This window comes from Paracoccus seriniphilus (assembly GCF_028553745.1).
GTDB lineage: Bacteria > Pseudomonadota > Alphaproteobacteria > Rhodobacterales > Rhodobacteraceae > Paracoccus > Paracoccus seriniphilus.
The window spans coordinates 1,976,977-1,995,325 of sequence record NZ_CP067129.1; the positions used below are offsets into that span (position 1 = coordinate 1,976,977).

Annotated in this window: 17 protein-coding genes; 6 read left to right on the forward strand and 11 right to left on the reverse strand. The window is 58.5% G+C overall.

Annotated elements, in window-relative coordinates:
- The first annotated feature begins 11 nt into the window (after positions 1-11).
- The 6 genes from JHW44_RS09625 (at position 12) to JHW44_RS09650 (ending at position 7,677) form a co-directional block, all read left to right on the forward strand.
- A complete protein-coding gene (locus JHW44_RS09625; protein WP_089344612.1) occupies positions 12-1,223 on the forward strand; it encodes a three-Cys-motif partner protein TcmP in 1,212 nt (403 codons plus the stop codon).
- 38 nt (positions 1,224-1,261) lie between these two features.
- Positions 1,262-2,704 (forward strand): dGTP triphosphohydrolase, encoded by a 1,443-nt coding sequence (dgt, locus tag JHW44_RS09630; RefSeq protein ID WP_089344744.1) that lies wholly within the window; start codon positions 1,262-1,264, stop codon positions 2,702-2,704.
- Positions 2,705-2,712: 8 nt separating this feature from the next.
- The gene (locus JHW44_RS09635; protein ID WP_089344611.1) at positions 2,713-3,492 is read left to right on the forward strand and encodes a hypothetical protein; all 780 of its coding nucleotides are present in this window, start codon (positions 2,713-2,715) and stop codon (positions 3,490-3,492) included.
- Positions 3,493-3,697: 205 nt separating this feature from the next.
- Complete coding sequence (locus tag JHW44_RS09640; protein ID WP_076611129.1) at positions 3,698-5,137, forward strand: IS1182-like element ISPse1 family transposase; 1,440 nt, start codon at positions 3,698-3,700, stop codon at positions 5,135-5,137.
- Between the two features lie 319 nt (positions 5,138-5,456).
- Complete coding sequence (locus JHW44_RS09645) at positions 5,457-5,867, forward strand: GFA family protein (protein ID WP_089345990.1); 411 nt, start codon at positions 5,457-5,459, stop codon at positions 5,865-5,867.
- Between the two features lie 418 nt (positions 5,868-6,285).
- Positions 6,286-7,677 (forward strand): Hint domain-containing protein, encoded by a 1,392-nt coding sequence (locus JHW44_RS09650; protein ID WP_179217804.1) that lies wholly within the window; start codon positions 6,286-6,288, stop codon positions 7,675-7,677.
- Positions 7,678-7,747: 70 nt separating this feature from the next.
- Here JHW44_RS09650 and JHW44_RS09655 read toward each other — a convergent pair whose 3' ends face one another.
- The 11 genes from JHW44_RS09655 to JHW44_RS09705 form a co-directional block, all read right to left on the reverse strand.
- On the reverse strand, positions 7,748-7,945 hold the full coding sequence (locus JHW44_RS09655; protein WP_089345991.1) for a hypothetical protein: 198 nt from the start codon (positions 7,943-7,945) through the stop codon (positions 7,748-7,750).
- Complete coding sequence (locus tag JHW44_RS09660; RefSeq protein ID WP_089345992.1) at positions 7,929-8,282, reverse strand: hypothetical protein; 354 nt, start codon at positions 8,280-8,282, stop codon at positions 7,929-7,931. Before JHW44_RS09660 ends, JHW44_RS09655 begins: the two co-directional genes overlap by 17 nt.
- Positions 8,282-8,905 (reverse strand): peptidoglycan recognition protein family protein, encoded by a 624-nt coding sequence (locus tag JHW44_RS09665; protein WP_089345993.1) that lies wholly within the window; start codon positions 8,903-8,905, stop codon positions 8,282-8,284. Before JHW44_RS09665 ends, JHW44_RS09660 begins: the two co-directional genes overlap by 1 nt.
- A 159-nt stretch (positions 8,906-9,064) precedes the next feature.
- Entirely contained in the window at positions 9,065-9,640 is a 576-nt protein-coding gene (locus JHW44_RS09670; RefSeq protein ID WP_143811504.1) for a hypothetical protein, read from the reverse strand.
- 201 nt (positions 9,641-9,841) lie between these two features.
- Positions 9,842-10,546, reverse strand: a complete 705-nt coding sequence (locus JHW44_RS09675) for a hypothetical protein (protein WP_272850268.1) — start codon at positions 10,544-10,546, stop codon at positions 9,842-9,844.
- Between the two features lie 77 nt (positions 10,547-10,623).
- The gene (locus JHW44_RS09680) at positions 10,624-11,598 is read right to left on the reverse strand and encodes a hypothetical protein (protein WP_143811506.1); all 975 of its coding nucleotides are present in this window, start codon (positions 11,596-11,598) and stop codon (positions 10,624-10,626) included.
- Positions 11,599-12,051: a hyaluronate lyase N-terminal domain-containing protein gene (locus tag JHW44_RS09685; protein WP_089345997.1), complete on the reverse strand. Its 453-nt coding sequence runs from the start codon at positions 12,049-12,051 to the stop codon at positions 11,599-11,601.
- A gap of 9 nt (positions 12,052-12,060) precedes the next feature.
- On the reverse strand, positions 12,061-12,291 hold the full coding sequence (locus tag JHW44_RS09690) for a hypothetical protein (protein WP_089345998.1): 231 nt from the start codon (positions 12,289-12,291) through the stop codon (positions 12,061-12,063).
- Positions 12,292-12,293: 2 nt separating this feature from the next.
- Complete coding sequence (locus JHW44_RS09695; RefSeq protein ID WP_089345999.1) at positions 12,294-12,587, reverse strand: hypothetical protein; 294 nt, start codon at positions 12,585-12,587, stop codon at positions 12,294-12,296.
- 1 nt (position 12,588) lies between these two features.
- Entirely contained in the window at positions 12,589-13,170 is a 582-nt protein-coding gene (locus tag JHW44_RS09700; RefSeq protein ID WP_089346000.1) for a hypothetical protein, read from the reverse strand.
- Positions 13,167-18,347 carry a phage tail protein gene (locus JHW44_RS09705; protein ID WP_089346001.1) on the reverse strand — a complete coding sequence of 1,727 codons (5,181 nt, stop codon included), beginning with the start codon at positions 18,345-18,347 and terminating at the stop codon, positions 13,167-13,169. Before JHW44_RS09705 ends, JHW44_RS09700 begins: the two co-directional genes overlap by 4 nt.
- Positions 18,348-18,349: the final 2 nt, after the last annotated feature.

Genomic DNA, 18,349 nt, shown 5'->3' on the forward strand with positions numbered 1-18,349 from the left:
GCGCCTTCAGCATGGTTAAGAGACAGTATGACTGGAAAAACGGTGCTAAGATTGGGCCGCACTCCAAGATCAAACTTGAGATTATCAAAGAGTACATTCACGAGTACGTTCGCGTAAGGTGCAGTTTGCCTCAGCAAGAGAGATTTCGGCTGTCCTTTGTGGATGGTTTCTGCGGGGCTGGCGCATACGAATGTGGTACGCTCGGTTCACCCCTGATGGTGCTGCAAACGCTAAAATCAGTGAGCGCCGAGGTGAATCTCAAAAGGAGAGTAGACGGGTTCAAACCGATTCGCTTCGAATTCTACATGTATTTCAATGATCTTTCCCCCGTTGCTATACAAACCCTACGAGGTAGTGTTGATGCATTCCTGCAGGAACACCAAGACGAGAACGGCGGTGCAATGTTCCGCGTGAAGTACTTCGAAGGAGATTTCGGTAGAAACCTTCCAAGTATCTCTCAAATGGTATTGGCCTCTAGGGTTCGAAATACCATCTTTAATCTCGATCAATATGGTCACGCTGATGTATCTGAAGATCATCTTCGTACAGCTCTCTCGCTGACGCGATCCTCCGAAGTGTTCCTGACATTTTCTATCAAGTCTTTCTTGGCATTTATCAGCCCTGCGAGAAGACAAGACACGAGAATATTTGACGGACGGATTGCAGATATCTCCCTACACAAGACCAAGAAGGAGTGGCTTGCGGCAGTAGAAAGGGTAGTATTTGAGGAATTCCAGGCTTTGGCAAATTTCGTCAGCCCGTTCTCTATTAACAATAAAAGTGGGTGGGAGTACTGGCTGGTACATTTTGCAAACTCTTTCCGGGCCAGACAGGTTTACAACGATATTTTACACCGAAAAAAGAACTCGCAAGCGCATGTGGGTCGGTCCGGTTTGCAGATGTTGCGGTATAACTCTATCGAGGATGCGTCGCTGTACCTGTTCGATGCGAACTCACGGTGCGGAGCAAGGGAAGAACTTTTGGCTGACATACCTAAGTTCCTCAAAGATTGCACTCCCGAGGCTTCGCTATCAGTCGCAGACTTTTTCGATCAGACATACAATCAAACACCTGCCCATTCCGACGATCTTAACAGTGCACTAATTAAATCACCGGAAGTAGAGATTTTGACCGCAACGGGCGGGAGACGGCGGAAGCCACAGATGATAAAACGGACAGACACAATACGACTGGCACCACAAAGGTCTTTTCACTTCCTTTGAACCGAGTTGCAGAACAGCCGAACATTATGGAGAATGTAATGGATTGGAAAAAACTCATGTCCGCAACCCGGCGTAAGGACATGCACGACGACAAAGGGCAGTCGCTGAATGCAGGCGGGGATCGAACGGAATTTGAACGAGATTACGACCGAGTTCTTTTTAGCACCCCCGTTCGGCGGTTGGCCGACAAAACCCAAGTATTCCCGTTGGAGAAAAACGACAGCGTTAGAACGCGCCTTACTCATTCCCATGAGGTGTCCAATATTGCACGGAGTATTGGTGTCGCACTTGCTCATCGCGAAGGGACCAAGTTCAATTCCGCTGAGTATCAGCGTGATCTGCCATCAATTCTAGCGACAGTGGGGCTGGCACATGACATAGGCAACCCGCCGTTCGGTCATCAAGGTGAGTATGCCATTGGAGATTGGTTCAAAAAGAATCAGGGCACAGTATTCGAGTTTCTTGAATGCGAGAACTTGAATTTTTCCTCAGATGAGAAGAAGCGTATGCGTCTCGACTTTGAAAAGTTTGAAGGCAATGCTCAAGCGCTTCGCGTGCTCACCAAACTCCAGATTATGAACGATAACTTTGGGCTCAATCTTACGTGCGGTGCCCTGGCTGCTCTAATGAAGTACCCTGGGACTTCGGAGCAACAGGACAGGTCAAACATAGCAACAAAAAAATTCGGGTGCTTTCACTCCGAACTTGATGTGCTGGCGGACATTCAGAAAGAGACAGGGCTGAAAGCTGGGCTGCGGCACCCGTTGACCTTTTTGATGGAGGCTAGCGATGACATTGCTTACTCGGTATTGGATGTGGAAGATGCGGTCAAGAAAGGGCTGATTTCCTATCGAGACTTGATCAGCTATCTCGAAGCTGGGGCGGACGGAAAACCTGAAACCGACACGGTGATCAAGGATGTCTGCACGCGAGCGGACGAACAGCACAAAAAGCACAAAGACTCTAAGCTATCGCCGAATGAAGTAAATGATCTTTCAACCCAGATGTTCAGAGTATTTGCCATCGGAAGCATGGTTTCTGCGGTAATTGAAGCTTTCTTAGAGAGGCAATCCGACATCGAGACAGGTGCTTTGAAAGATGATCTGATCTCAGTATCAAGCGCAGCGTTGCTTTGCGAAAAGCTGAAAACTTTTGCACTCGAGAACGCCTATAAGCACCGAAGTGTTCTTGAGCTAGAACTGGAAGGGCACAAAGTTATCCATTCAATTATGGATATGCTTTGGCCTGCCATCGTTAGCCGTGGTGACCCCCAGGAGGCGACCAAAGGGCATCCTGGAACTCCTTTTGAGAAATACGCCTATGGACGTATCTCGGAGAATTATCGGCGAGTTTTCGAAAGCCCGAACGAGGCCCTGCCCCTAGGTTACCGCCGCTGTCAATTGCTTGCAGATATGATCTCTGGTATGACAGATGGCTTCGCACTAAGCTTCGAGCGGGAACTTAGAGAGCTTCGCTGTTGAGGAGAGAAATGAAACCAGCACTTGACCGGAAAGCCGCCAAGAAGCGTATACACCGCTTCTTTGATGAGCCGATGGCTGAACGTAGTGCTGTTGGGCGCTTCATTAATGAGGTGTCTGTTTGTGCAGATATTTTTGTCTTTGGTGGAGCGCTCAGGGATATCTCCCTTCTTGGTGCTCCGAGCTTCGCCAGCGATGTAGATACCGTTGTTCAGGTGCACGATAGTGAAACCTTCATGGACATCTTGGGGCGGCACGACGCAGTGCAGAACAAGTTTGGCGGACATCGTGTTCGTTTTGGACGATGGAACTTTGATGTTTGGGAGGTCTCGCGAACTTGGGCTTTTGCAGAGGGTGTCGTCGAAGCTCACAGTCCCTTGTCCCTCCTTGAAACCACCTTCTTCAATTGGGACGCAATTCTATATGACTGGCGCTCTGGTTCGCTTCACCACGGCCAAAATTATTTTTCTGATCTTTCTCAGAAGTATTTGGAGCTCGTACTGGAGGAGAACCCGAACGCAGTTGGTGCACTTGTGCGCACACTCCGAACAATTTGCTTGTCTGATGAAATTCAGACCGGGCCAAGGCTTTCTGCATTCGTTATAGCTGGGCTTAAGGACATCTCCAATGAGGAGATATTATCCTACGAAGCAAATAGCTTCTCCCGCAAGAGGCTGTCCGAAATGTTGCTGTCAGACATGAGGGGCAGAGCTTTGGAGTGGGACCAAAACAATGCATTTCAGTGGCTACCCAAGCGGCAATTGTCTCTATTTGACAACCTCGCCAGCTAACTGCGTTCTGGTAAGCATGTTTCTCAATGCTGATCTGCTAGAGCATCGTGAGTTGTTGGCCACTAGACTTTGCATGCGCGGCAAAAGTCCAGAATGGCAGGCCGCACCGCAGCAGTCCAGATCCTCGATGAACGGCAGCATTGGGCCGAGGCTGTGTGGAAACTGAAGTCCATGGTATACTTCCGCGAGGCAGCGGGAGGCATGGATGGCGGGTTTCATTGATGGCATCGACCGGGAGCAAGCCACGCTTTTCCCCGAGCGTCTCGAAGATTGGATTGGGGAGGATCATCTGGTCCGTGTTGTCGACCTCTTCGTCGATGAGCTCGATCTTCTCGCGCTCGGGTTCGGACGCTGTGTGCCTGCTCGAACCGGTCGCCCGGGCTACCATCCATCCGTCCTCCTGAAGCTCTTCATCTATGGCTACCTGAACCGGATCCCGTCCAGCCGCCGCCTGGAACGCGAAGCCGGTCGCAATGTCGAGCTGATGTGGCTAACCGGTCGCCTGGTGCCCGACCACAAAACCATCTCTGACTTCCGGCGGGACAATGGCCCGGCCATCCGCAGGACCTGCGCACAGTTTGTGGAACTTTGCCGCCGGATCGGCGTGCTGAAGGGGGATTGCGTTGCCATCGACGGCAGTAAGTTCAAGGCAGTGAATAACCGCGACCACAACTTCACGAAGAACAAGATCGCCAGCCGTCTGGCACATCTCGAGAGCGATGTTGAGCGCTACATCGATGAGATGGTGCGCATAGACCGTCAAGAGGAGGGTAAGGCCCGGGCCGAAAAGGTTGCCCATCTCGCCCGTCGCTATGGCCGCATCCGGCAGGAGATCGCGCGGCTGAAGTCAATGGAGAAGGCTTTGGCCGATGCGCCCGACGGGCAGATATCCCTGACCGATCCCGATGCCCGCGCCATGTCGACCAGCGCCCGGCACAGCGGCATGGTCGGCTACAATGTGCAGACAGCGGTCGATACCGAGACGCATCTGGTCGTGGCACACGACGTTACCAATCAGGGTTTCGATCGCGACCAGCTCAGCCCAATGGCGACCGCCGCCAAGGAAGCCCTGCAGCGCGACGACCTGCACGCCGTCGCCGACAAGGGATATTTCAGTGGGTCTCAAATCCTGGCTTGCCATCAAGCGGGGATCACCACGACCGTGCCGCGCCCGGAAACCTCGGGCAACCGGGCCAAAGGTATGTATGTGAAGGCCGATTTTGCCTATGACCCGGCACGCGATGTCTATACCTGCCCCGCGGGTGAAGAGTTGACCTACCGCTACACGCGCGAGGAAGACGGGCTGCAGGTCGGTCGCTACTGGACCAATGCCTGTCAGCATTGTCCGGTTCGGCACCGCTGCACCAGTGGCAAAGAACGCCGGATCACGCGATGGGACCATGAGCATCTGGTCGATGCGATGCGCGAAAGGCTGAGCGGGGACGCGGACCCGATGACCCTACGCCGCTGCACGGTCGAACACCCGTTCGGCACGATCAAGGCTTGGATGGGGCACACCCATTTCCTGACGCGGAGGCTGAAGAATGTCAGCACCGAAATGGCGCTCAATGTTCTGGCCTATAATATCAAGCGAGTGATCGCGTTGATTGGCCTCCGGCGCCTGATGCAGGCCATTCCGGCCTGATCGGGTAGCCGCCCCGGGCTCAGTCGTCACGCTCTGCCCAGCAAGGGCTCATCAGGCCGCCATGCGCGCGAAGGAATGGTCGGAGGTCGCTAAAAACGAGCAGTGCGGGAAACCAGCATCAGGTAGGTTTTGCCAGCACGTTTCCACACAGCCTCGGCCGTGAACGACGGAAGACATAGTTTTCAATTCGCTGATGTACTGCGACGCCGAGACTGTCTCTCTTTGAGCCGCTTTTGACCGGGATCCAACACGCGGATACAAGGGAACAAAGAGATGCGTTCGACTGGCAGCAGGGCTGCGCCGGTCGCGAGGAGTGTGAATGGAGAACAATCCGACTACGGGACAATGCCTCTGCGGCGCAGTGAAATTCCGCATATTGGGAGAGTTCGAGAGCTTTTTCCTGTGCCACTGCTCCCGCTGCCGCAAGGATAGCGGTTCGGCCCATTCGGCAAACCTGTTTTCGTCCACGGCCAAGCTCATCTGGGTTTCGGGCGAGGCAAAGATCAAGACTTTCCGTCTCCCCGCTTCACGCCACATGAAAAGCTTTTGCTCCGACTGCGGATCCGCACTGCCTGTTTCCCAACCGGAGGTCGGTTTGCTTGTGGTTCCGGCAGGGTCGCTTGACAGCCCGATCGACATGCAACCCAACGCACATATCTGCTGTTCCAGTCGCGCGGACTGGGACAACGATCTGAGCTCCATCCCAAGGATCGACGAGCTTCCCGGCTAAACGGTCGCGCCGATGATGATCTCAGACAACAGCCAGACGATAAGGACGCGACAATCGGCTTCGTCCGGCTCTGCTGTTATTCGAGAGACAGAGATGCTGCGTGAAGCACGAATGGCCGCAATGGCGGACCGCATTGCAGCATTTTGAAGTGGTGGCCTAGCCCGGTTCTGGGCCGATTATTCTGCACTTGCAGACGGGGAATTCCAATTTTCCTACTGCGCGTCACAGACTTTGGCAGGAAGGGCGGCATCCAGGCGGATGCTACACACTTTGCAAGTGCTGATTCCGGCACACAGATTGCGCCACTGCACACCTCTTGCAGCGTAGCTTGGCACCCTGTGAAGGACGGAGCAATAGCACCACCTCACTGGGGACATCGTACAGCCTCTTGCCTGTAGCGGCATGATTTGATTGCCGTTTGCAACTCAAAATTGAATCATGTAAATCCTGCCGAAATTGCACACTCATTTCACCTACAGGCATCTTGATGGCAACTTTTACATCCGGAACGGCCACCGAATACGCGCAGCAAATCCTTGGATCCGGGGCCACGATCAACTCGGTCACCCAGATTGGCAATGGTGCGCAGATCAGGATTTTTGACGATGCAGCAGATGCCGTCAGCCAAGGCGTTGCACCGCAGAACTCTGGTCTGATCATCTCCACGGGCAACGCCTACAACTTCAACGATGGCGACAGTACCAACGATCATCTGAGTGACTCCCTCGATTCCTCGGGCGATGCTCAGTTGGAGACCACTGTTGGCTCAGGTGGCAGCGCGGACGCGGCCGGTCTGGTGATCAACTTCACTGCCAATGCCAGTGGGTCTTTCACTGTTCCGTTCACTTTCATGACCGAGGAATATCCCCAGTACTTCAACAGCGGGTTTAGTGACGCCGCCGCCGTCTATCTTGACGGTGTTCTGGTTCCGATCAGCGATCAGACCGGTGGTTATTTCAACATCGATTCAACCGAGAATGGCGCATATCTGAGCAATGGCGATACTGATGACACGCTGAGCTATGACTCGACAGACTTCAACGCGATCAAGACCGGCGTGGCCACGCTGAATGTGGTTGAAGGTCAGACCTATGAACTGAAGATCGTCATCGCCGATTTCGGCGACAGCAACTATAACTCTGCGCTGATGATCGGGTCGGATGCGTTGTTCTGCTTCGCGCGCGGCACATTGATCGAAACCGCGGACGGGCCGCGCCCTGTCGAGAGCCTGAAGCCGGGTGATCTGGTCAAGACCCGCGACAATGGGTTGAAGCCCGTTGAATGGCTGGGCATGACCCATGTTGATGCACATCGCCTGGCCGACCAGCCAAAACTCTGCCCTGTGCGGATTTGCGCCGGTGCGCTGGGGCAATCTGCCGACGGGGAATCACTGCCGACCCGTGACCTGATCGTGTCGCCACAACACCGCGTGCTGGTGCGCTCAAAGATTGCCAACCGGATGGCAGATACTCCGGAAGTGCTGGTGCCCGCGATCCGGCTGACGGACCTGCCCGGTATCGAGCAATATTCGCCCGAGCAGGGCGTAGACTATTTCCATATCCTGTTCGACCGTCACGAGATCGTCTACTCCGAGGGAGCCCAGACGGAGTCCCTGTACACCGGACCGGAAGTGCTGAAATCACTGTCGTCAGAGGCACGCGAGGAAATCAGCGCCCTGTTTCCCGAACTGTGTGATCCTGAAAACCTGGCTCAGCCCGCGCGACCGCTATTCGTCGCAAAGAAGGCGCGCAAACTCGTGGCGCGGCACCTGCACAACAAGCAACCGATCTACGGTGATATCACGCTGTAATCGCCGTCCATGGCGCGGGCAGTGTTCTTGGGGTGGTTGTCAAACGATGAGACAAAGTTTGCGCCACCCCTTACTGCCCCTCATGCCACGCGATCAGGCACCGCTGCGCGATGCCCGGCAGGCCACAATGATCGACCAGCAGGATCCGACGCCCGCCCTGCCAGACAGACAATCCCTCGCGGGTGATGCTGATCGAGGCGGGCGTCATCGTCTCCACAGTTTCCACCACTTCGGGCGCAGCTTGCGCCCCTTCATTGCGATGTCGCATGGCGCAACGCGGCCGACAGGGCGTCGGCTTCCTCTTTGGCTTTCACGGCTTGCTCACGAGACCAGACAGCGCGGGTGTCGCCTGTGAAACGCTCGACCATCGACCAACCTTCAGCCGCGGCGAATCCCAGCAGGTAGATCACCTCGCTGATATCCTCAGCCCCGAAGGGCAGCGGCACCCCGAACAGACCGGCCAGCGCGAAGACCAGGGCCAGCACCTGGGCGATGAAGGACCGGTTGGTGACGAACAGGGTCCAGCGTGGCCCCTGCCCCGCCGATGCGGCGATTTCATTCGCCAGCTTCACGGTCGCATTGATTTCACGGATGATGCGCAGCATCAGATCACTCCCATCAGTTTCAGGATTGCGAATGCCCCGATCGCGCCGCCGAAGATCAGCGCGGGCGCGACAGGCGTTGATTTCTTGGGATCGGCCTCGGGCGCCGGGTCATCGGCCACAGCGGCCGGGCTGCTCTTGCCGGCCAGTTCCTGGGCGACCAGGTAGCGCAGGTGATCGCCGCAGCCGATCGGATCGGTCGCGCTGGTCCGGCCGGGCAGCCACGCGATGTCCCATTTGCCCGCCTGCTTCACGCCAAGGGTTAGCTGCACCTCGGCATGGGACAGTATCGTCTGGCGGCTGACCGGGATCCCGTAGCCTTTCGCCAGCCGCGCTGTTTCGCGCACCAGTTGGTGAAGCTGCTCTTCGGTGATCGGATACTGCCCGGCGCTAAAGGGCGACTGCACGGCCCCATGCATGGCGCAGACGGCGATCCCGATGCTGTCGGTATTCAGGCTGGCCGTGTGGCGCGCATAATTGGCCGCCAGCGGGGCGGCATTGGCGCTGATCGGGCGGGTGCCATAGACCACGGTCCCGTCGCCCTCGATCAGCAGGTGATAATGGTCGCGATCGAGCGCGCTGGCGCGATGCGATCCGGCGGTCCAGTGCCAGATGATCCGTTTCATTGCATCCTCACATGAAAAAACCCGCGCGAGGCGGGAGGTGGGACCTATCCTTCAGGTCAGCGTGACGTTGAGGTTTGATCAGGGTATCGTTTAGCCACCAGCTGTGCGGCGTGTGTGGCTTGTTACTCTGTGTTGCGCGGTTTGCCGCCGGTTGTTCATTCAATCTCGCTCCAGCAGCATGAATGCCACCGGCGCGGTTCGGTCAAAAACCCGCTTTCCCCCACAATCGAATTCCAGCGACAGATGCACCGTGACACGCCCCGGTCTCAGCTGATGCGGCACGTCCAGACGCAGGCGCATGGGCGTGTCAGAATCCCCCACCTGCCGCGAAGGGCTGACACCGGGACCGGGCGTGGCGATATTGGTCTCATCCGTGAACAGCGCCGTGCGCGTCAGCAAGGTGCAGGCGGCACCTGTCCTGGTGCGGCGCACCACGATGTTCAGCGTGATCCGGTCGCCCACGTAGACCGGCTCGGTCACATAGGTCAGGCCCGGCGCCTCATGGATCACGCGATCCTCGCCGGTGGCGCGCATGACCTCTTGCGTCAGATAGTCCAGCTTGTCCGAGATGCTGGCCAACCGATCGGGACTGTCCCAGATCGCCTGCAGCCGCTCTTGCCAGGGCGTGAACAGCAAAACCAGCAGCGCCGCGCATCCCGCGAAGGCGACGCGAGCTGTCCATTTCTTTGCTTCATCGGTCACGAAATCCCAAAACGAATGCGTTTTCTCTGTCATGCCCATTCATTGACTCCCGGATGGTTCGCCCTGCGAGGATGAATGCAAATTGATGAAGGGAACTTCTGTGGAGGCGTGTAAAGGGATCGGGAGGCAGCGCGATGGCCAAAAGGCAGCAGTGCGGGACGATTGCAAATCCGCAGCAGGAAAGCGTATTAGGATGAAGCAAGAGCACGCATGGGCAGCCATATCTGCAGTCAGTTAGGTAAAATTTGTCGCTTGTTTGGGGTTAATTAAGTACCGAAAACTAAACTCATTTCGATCGTCTCCCCTTTTGGTATCTCTTACGCTCAACAACTGCACCAGAGCGTAGTGGCCAAGCTTGTTCTTAACGCAAGCGATCTGCCCTTCTGCGAGATTGACAACCCTGCTGGTGAAGTTCGCAGATGTACAATCTGCGACATTTTCAAAGGCGCCCGCGCCTGGAATGAGAGCCACACTTTCTACGTGATCGTTATAAAAGTGCAAACTGTCTACTCCAGCGCGACTAAACTTCAACTCGAAAGTGAGTTCTCCATTACCGATCGAAAAGCGCCCATTGTTGCATGTAAAATCTGCGACAATCCGTCCCTTTAGCCGCTTGTCGCGATATCCGGGCGAGAAAGGCCACCAGACAGCTAAAAGCGTCGAGATACCGCCGAAAAAAACAACGATTGGCTCCATGTTGAAGCTTGCTTTCATTGCATCCGTGATCGACCAAACGACGCACAACACCAAAAAAAGTGTTGCGAGACAGGCTAGGCTTACTTTCTGATTTCGTTCTAAACGGTAGAGGGTATTGTGAAACATGATTTCGCTCCGAATGCGCCAAGTTATCGCTAAGCATAATTCAAGTAGTTTCATCCGGCCAAACCTAAAGAAGCGTCGATCATGCAGCATGGAGACCATCGGAAAGTAGCTGCTCAACTCTTACTTTTCGTCCGTGGATGCCCTCTTCCTGAACGACCGCTCTGGGATATCCGCGAGCAAAACGCGCTCGACAATCACGGATCCGGCGTCGCGGTGATAACCTCAGCGCCGCCCATGCCACACCATTCATAGCTGGTCAGAAGCTCCCAGGCCTTGTCGGTCAGATCGGCCAGCTCAGCCGGATCGCCGGTGGTATCCCAACGCTCCTGCGTCATGAACATGTCATCCATGCGAGAGAAAGCCCATGTGGTGTAGCGGGTCGGGCTTTCATCTGGCCGGCGCGGATGCAGCGCGTCGCCGCCATAGACACTGGTGCCATAGGTCTGCAGGGCATATTCGAACAGCATCCCGCGCGGGCAAACCCAGACCTTGAACCCCGGCACGGCCGCCTCGATCTCTTCGCGCAGGCGCTGCGTCTTCTGATTGATGTCTTCAAAATATTCAGGCCCGCTGGTCGCCTGCGGCGGCCACAGCGTCGGCAGGACCATATAGGCCCGCCCGGCGGCGGCAGCCTCGGAAGCATAGGCCACCAATGTGTTGCGCTGCTCGGTCCATTCGGTTGTTCCCGGATCCCACATGCGCCCTGTGGCCTGGCTGCCAAAGGGTGCCACCCAGAGCGGGCCGTCATAGCTGGCCGTCCGCTCGGGACCATTCATGGCGTAGCGCGCCGCCTCCGAGGAAAACGGCAGGAACGTATAGGGGATGGCATCTGGATCGACACTCAGATCGACACCCCAGATATCGCTTAACAGGATGCCGCCGTGGTCCGGGATGGTATTGCCATCCGCGCCCAGCTTGCCCGCAGCATGCCCCCACCCCGCATCCGAGAAACTGTGGCCGCTGAGCCCGATCACGGTCGAGCGGCTGATGGCAGCGCGCGGATAGAGCGGCGCATCGGGCGAGAAGGTCCGATAGCTGCGCTCGGTGAAGGCAACGGCAATGCGCTGCTCATCCGTCAGGACATAGATCTGGAACGGCAAAAGCCCTCCGGCATTCGCGAGGGCATCCAGAGCCGCCCTCGTCCCCCGCATATGCTGCACGCTCGGCATTCAGAACTCTCCGCAATCGACCGCCCCGACCGCCAGCGTCACGAAGCCGTTGCCGGGATCCTTCGACCAGCTCATCGAGCTGTTCATGCGGATGATTCCGTCGGTGCCATCCGTGCCCCAGAGATAGCCCGAGGTTCCCCCGGAAGTGACCGCCACCAGCTCATCGCTTGATCCCGAAGGGATGTTCAGCGCGGTACGAAACGCATCCACGGTGATGCGGCGCGCCTGCACCCCGGCGGCGCTGCTGTCATGCAGCATCAGGAAATCGGCCGCGCCATCGACGGCGCCCATGGCGGTCAGATCGCCAATGGCCGGCACGATCGGCACCATCGTGTCGGCATCGGTCGGGAAATGCGCGGTCTGGCGGTCGGTTGTCAGATGAATCTCGCCCGCCAGCAGCGCCGAGGATGGCAGATTGGCCTTCAGGCCGCGCTTGTGTTGAATCGAAGGCATCTTTCTCTCCTAGTTGAACGTGCCAAGGTCGATATGCGTGGGAACCGGAGGATCGATCGGACCGGGAACGCCCTCTGCGTCATAGCCCAGCACCTGCCCCGGCTGGCCGGGCGGCAACCCTGCTGCGCGGGGATCGATTGCGGCCGGGTTGCCCTGCGCGTCATATCCGACGACCTGTCCGGGCGCGCCGTCCGGAATGCCTGGTCCGCGCCCCCCTCGAAACCCGACTTTGATGATCATCTTCAGCAGCCCCTTTCGATATCGAGATGAATGATGCCCTCGCGCACCCAGCCATCACCCCAGTCGAAACAGACCGAAGCCGGATACAGCCGGGGCGGCAGGTCGAGCGTGTTGACATCGACTTCGAAGAGCTGATCCTCGGGATCCAGAATACCCGGCAAGGACAGGCAGGCCGTGCCGGTGTCGATGCGCAGCTCCATCGCCACCCCGGCCAGATCCGGGACCATGCCGTCATCCTGCTCGGGCCGGATTGCCAAGGGTGCCGCCGCGCCCGGCTTGAAAGAAAAAACCGTCATCCTATTCCCCTGCGTAGATCGGCTCGGGCACCGGCACCTCGAAGATCTGGTCCAGCTGATCCTCGGTGATGGTGATGCCCTTCTGGACGGCCAGCCACGGCACGAAACCGGTGATGCCCGCATCGCCGACCAGATGGGGATGCAGCCGCCAGATTTTCGGCTCGTATTTCAGGGCCGCCTTCACCATGTCATGCTCGGCCGGCGGCAGGCTGTTCAGATATTCCTCGACCGTTGCGGGAAAGAATGTGCTGTCATCGGCCAGTTCGGATGCCGGATAGGCCCCCGCGGCCGAGAGGCGATAGAAGACCAGATTCTTGTCCGTATTGGTCGCATATCGCGCCAGATGCAGATCGACGGCAATCTGCGCCGGATCGCGCGGGTCGACCCATTGCTCTGTCGCGACATCGAACACCACGAATGGATGATCCGGGCGCAGGGGCACGGCATGGACGGCATCATCCTTGATATAGATCCTGTTCGGGTCGGTGTTGTCCGCGACCGCATAGGATGTAATCCCTGCCGGCGCGATATCGTCGATGGCGATCGATCCGTCATCAGGATCGAGATAGGCATAACGGGTCATCGCTTGCTCCCCGAAACTGACAAGGTGATGTTGGTGATATCGAGAGGACCAGAAGAAACCGTTGTATCGTTGAATTCACGGCTGAACCCATAGACCGAGATAGTCACCGAGCTGTTCCCGACTGCCGTTGCAAACAGATGCGCAGGAATGGCAAATTTGACGTCCCCGCCACCACCGGCGCGTGCCCCGAAACGGGCGCGAGACACCTCGACCCCGTCAATTTCCATATACATCTCGCAAAAGTTGTCAGGGCCCTGGGCTGTCGTATCCACAACTGCCGAGAACATCACCGAGAAGCCACCACCCTCAAAGCCAGTGATTGTCCTGCTGATAATCCTGTGCGGGTTCGATCGGCTGCGGGAAATGGTCATGTCCGACCGGCTGAAATTATACGGCGCATAGATCGCGTTATTGTCGATCTGCAGCGTCCCGATCTCTGCATTGCCAACGCGGATATTGGCGGCGGCAAGATCCGCGAACTGGCCGTTAAGCGCCCGCATCGTGTTTGCCGTGATCAGCTCCGCCGTGACACCGCCCGGCGTGATCAGCGTCGAGCCAGAGCGCTTGCGCAAACAGGACACACCGCTGAAGCCGACCGTGCCGATATTGCCGGAATAGACAGACAGACGGATCCGCGCGAACCGCGCGTCATTCGGCGCCACAAGGGAGGTGTTGTCATGGGTCGATCCGGACGAGTCGGTCAGACGCGCCACCAAGCCCACCGACAGCTGGCTTTCGGAATTGTCCAGCCACTGCACATGGACGCCCGCATTGACCGTCCCGCCAGACACACGCCGAATGCTGGCGGCAAAACTGTATTCCTCGCCCGCGACCACCCGGAACACGCCACCAGACTTGGTGACGAATGATCCGCCGCCGCCCGAGAACCTGACCTCGCCCGCGCTCCGCTTTTGGGACCAGCCGAATGCCCCCGGACCGGCCAGGCTCCAATCGGGATCACCCTCGACGTTCCAGCTCGACGCGCTGACCATTTCGGCATCGGGAACCATATTTCCGGAGAGATCCATCACCGTCAGCATGTCGGCGGCGACACTGCCCTTCAGCAGGATATCGTCAGCCTGCAGTTTCGCGACCGAAGCGGTGCCGCCAGATCCATCGGCAGCGACCAGGTCCAGCAACGAGACCGAATTGCCCGCCTGCGCCTTGATCAGATAACCGGCACTGGCCCCAGTCTCGAGGTCGGAAATGGCCGTCGCCTGCGTCGTGACCGAAGCCTCCAGCGTCCCGATGCGCGTGTCCTCGACTGGCAACCATTCGTCATCCCACCAACGATAGGGCCGATTGTGATCCGAGGTGTCATACCAGATATCCCCATTGCGCGGATCCGCAGGCGCCGTCGAATTTCGAAAGGTCCGAACGCGAGACGCCTCTGCAGAAACCGTGGTCATCTGTGAAGCCAGCGCGCCAGTTTCGCTCGATCTGGCCTCGACCTCCTCCGCAATCGCCGCCGCCGTCATGGCCTCGAACGCCCGCTCCTTGTCGAGCGTGACATTGGTGACAAAGGACGCGCCCGTGGCTCCGGAATTCCGGCGCAGGTAGACATAGCCGATGGCAACCGCATCCGCTGGCACCTCGATCGGAGCAAAATCGCTCGTCTGCCAGCCACTCTGCGTCACCGTCATCGAGCGGGACACCAGACTCAGATTGTCACCGGCCGCATCCACGAAACGCACGCCAATGGTCCAGACCGACTGCGTCCCACCCACGACAGCCGCAGAGAAACCCAGCAAGACCCTCTGCCCTTCCTGCACGCCCACGCCAGGACGATTGAACAGCTGAATCTGGTCGGTGGTGTTCGGCGCTTTCAGGAAATGCGCAGTCGGCGCCGAGCGAATGGCATGCAGGTTGCCATTCTCGTCGCGCTCTTCGATGGTGAACTGCGCATTCACGGAATCCCAATCGGTGAAGTCACCGGTGGAGAACGTGCCATTTCGGATGTAATTGCCGCTATCCAGCGCGGCATCGAACCGAGACTCGACCGTGGTGATCAGCGCAGACAGCGAGCTGTCCGCATCGGCCCGCGCGATGGCCTCCTGACTGATATCGGCCTCGGCATCATCGAGCCGGCTGCTCAATGTGCTGACGGTCCCACTCAGCGCGCTTGTTTCATCTGCCCGCGTGATGGCCTCCTGAGAGATGGCCGCGTCGGCATCATCGATCCGACTGCTCAAGGTGGTGGCCGTCGAGGACAGCGCGCTGGTTTCATTCGCCCGCGTCGTGGCCTCACTCTGGATCGCCGCCTCGGCATCATCAAACCGCGCGTTTGCCGTCGTGATGTATGTCGCCAGAGCCTGCTGGTCATTCGCGACAACGACCTCCAGATCGGTGATCCGGGCCATGGCCGACTGGTCGACCTTGGTGAACGAGACATCGGTGATGGCAATCGGATCCGTCTCGGCTGTCGCCGTGATGCGGACCCGGAACCGGATGCTTGCCGTGCCCGCCGGCGGCACCTCCTGACCCGAGAACACCCGCCACTCATCCTGGACCAGCGTGATCGTTTTCGAGGGATGTCCCAATGACGTGCCGCCGTCATCAAGGAACTGCACCATCACCGCCAGTTCCCGATCGACCCCGGCCGAGGTGGCGTGCAATCGCCACTGGACGACCTCGCCAGCATTCAGATCGATCGGGAACGACTGCAACAGCTCGCGATTGAAAGACGCATTGCTGGCCAGCTCGACAAACTGACCCGCCGGAACATTGGCAATGATGGGATCAGCCGACAATTCATCCTGAGCCACCACCGTGGCCGCAGATGTATGCCCGGACCATCCGGTCAGCCCGTTGCTGAAGCGCGGGTTTTCCAGATAGTTCTCGCTGTTCAGAACAGCGGTCAGGGTGTTGATCTGCGCGGCCAGAGCATCCGTTGCCGTCTGGCGGGCCACGGCCTCGCTCTGCACCGATGTATCGGTGTAGTCGCGGGCGATGTTCAGGTTGTCCATCGCCAGCTGCTCGGCCGCGTCGATATCCGCCTGCAGAGACGTATTCGCTGCCGTCAGATCTGACCGCACGCCCTCGACCTCGTCGGATAGAGCAGACTGCGCCGCGGTGAGGTCAGAGCGGACCTGATCGGCATTCGCCTCCGCGTCTCCAGCCGCCTGCGCCGCCGCGGAGGCCTGCGCCTGGGCATCATCGACAGCCTGCCGGACCTCGTCTTCGAAGTCTGCCCACGTCAGGCCAACATCCGGCGTTGTAACCGAGATCCAAGACGACCATTCCGATCTGGATGTCAGCTTCGACAGCAGCCGCGCCCGGACCTCATAGGTCGTGGCAGGCAGCACGTCGCGCAGATACCAGGCATAGGGATCGGCAAAGCTGCGCGTCGTGTCGATCGTGGTGTCCTTCCCGATCACACGCCCTTGGATCTGGATATTGGTGACGCCGGCCTCATCGCCATCGCAGGCGACCAGAATGGCCGGGCGCCGGCCGACCCCATCGCTATCCTCGATCAGCGCAGCAGTCACGGTCAGCCCGTTGATCGGCTGCGTGAAGCGCACCGGGTTCTTGGGCGGGGTGATGGTGACCGGGGCCTCGAAGCTGGCCGACCAGTCATAATCGGACGGGTCGATCTCGCGCAGCGAGACCAGGACATTCATGCCCGGCGTCTTCACGACCGTCTCGACCATGAAGCGCTTGTTGTCATAGCCGTTGCGGGCGCTGGTCCAGGACACCGTGTCGATGCCGGGTTCCAGCGCATAGGCCTCGGGGGGCAGATAGAACTGGTGACGGCGCATCCGGCGAAAGTCGCGCATCTGCGAGCGCTGAAGCCGCTGCACCTGTCTGGCAAAGGGCACGGCGCCATAGCTCATCGAGGTCGGCAGGTAGCGCCCGCCATCCGCCGCCGTGGCATCCGCGTCGATATATTCCGCCGCGTCCTTGCTGGCCCATTTCTCGCCGGGTTCGGGATAGGTGGCGGACAGGGCGTTATAGGTCTCGGACACCGGATAGAAGGGTTGCATCGTCTGCCCTTCGGTGATGATGATATCCTCATCCGTGAAGGCAAAGACACTGGTGGCCGGAAGGTCGACAACCGGCTTGATCTGCCCACCGACCTCGGCAAAGCGCATGTTCGCGGCCCGGCCGATCTCTTCCAGCACATCGACCGGCGCGACATCGACGCTGATCTCCATGCCGCAGCGATAGCGTGGCTCGGTGCCCCCGCCCGACAGGCTGACCGGATCGTCACAGGCATTGGCCGCCGCGATCCATTCCGCCGATGGCAGACGCCATGCCGGCAGGCCCTTGCCGCCATAGATCCATTCGCTGCCATGAGAGATGCCGCGAATGATGTTATAAGAGATCACGGCCGCGTTGCTGGTCGGCTGCCATGTGGTCGGGTCATCCCATCGCTGCGATCCGCTGCCGCCATTCGTGCTGTCATGGCGGATGTCATAGAGGGGCAGCGGCTCCGGTTCGAACAGATAGGCCGGATAGCTGGTCATCGAGTCGCTGTCATAGCGCACCGTCACCACCGCATAGGCCTTGCCCGTGCCGATCATCTCATCGGTCCAGGGGTAATCCGTGTCATCCGTCGCCGCGAAGATCACCAGCGGGTCGGCAGCCGCCTGCGTGCCGTCATACCATTTGACCCACATGCGCGGGTTGGTGCTGTCGCCATCGTCGCGGTAATTGTCCAGCTCGATGCCCAGATCCACATGGCCGGACGGCAGATTGCCCTCGTCATATCCGGTCACGCTCTCGATCGGGTCAGGCCCGAATGCAGTGGGAACCGACCCGCGCCGCCCCTGCACCACGCTCCAGGGCTCATCATCGATCCACATGCGCGACAGACCCTGCGGCATGGCGCTGAACTCGATCACCTCGGTGATGAACCGCGTGTTCTTGCCCCATGACTTGATGTATTTACGCTTCCCAGCCGTCGCATATTCGCCCACCGTGAAGGTCAGCGGCAGGTCGTCGCCCATCTGGACCTCGAACGACACATTCGCGCCGGGATAGTCGGGCTTGGGCATCAGCGCAGAGGCGATCAGGGAAACGCCGATACCAATGACGGTATTGGCGATGGCAAGCGCCGTCGCGCCGGTCACACCGATGGTCCCGGAAATCCACGTCGCAATCGCCGTGACCGGATCCGCATGGGCAGGCGCAGCCACCGCACAGAATGCGGCAGCGATCATCAGCAGTTTCTTCACGT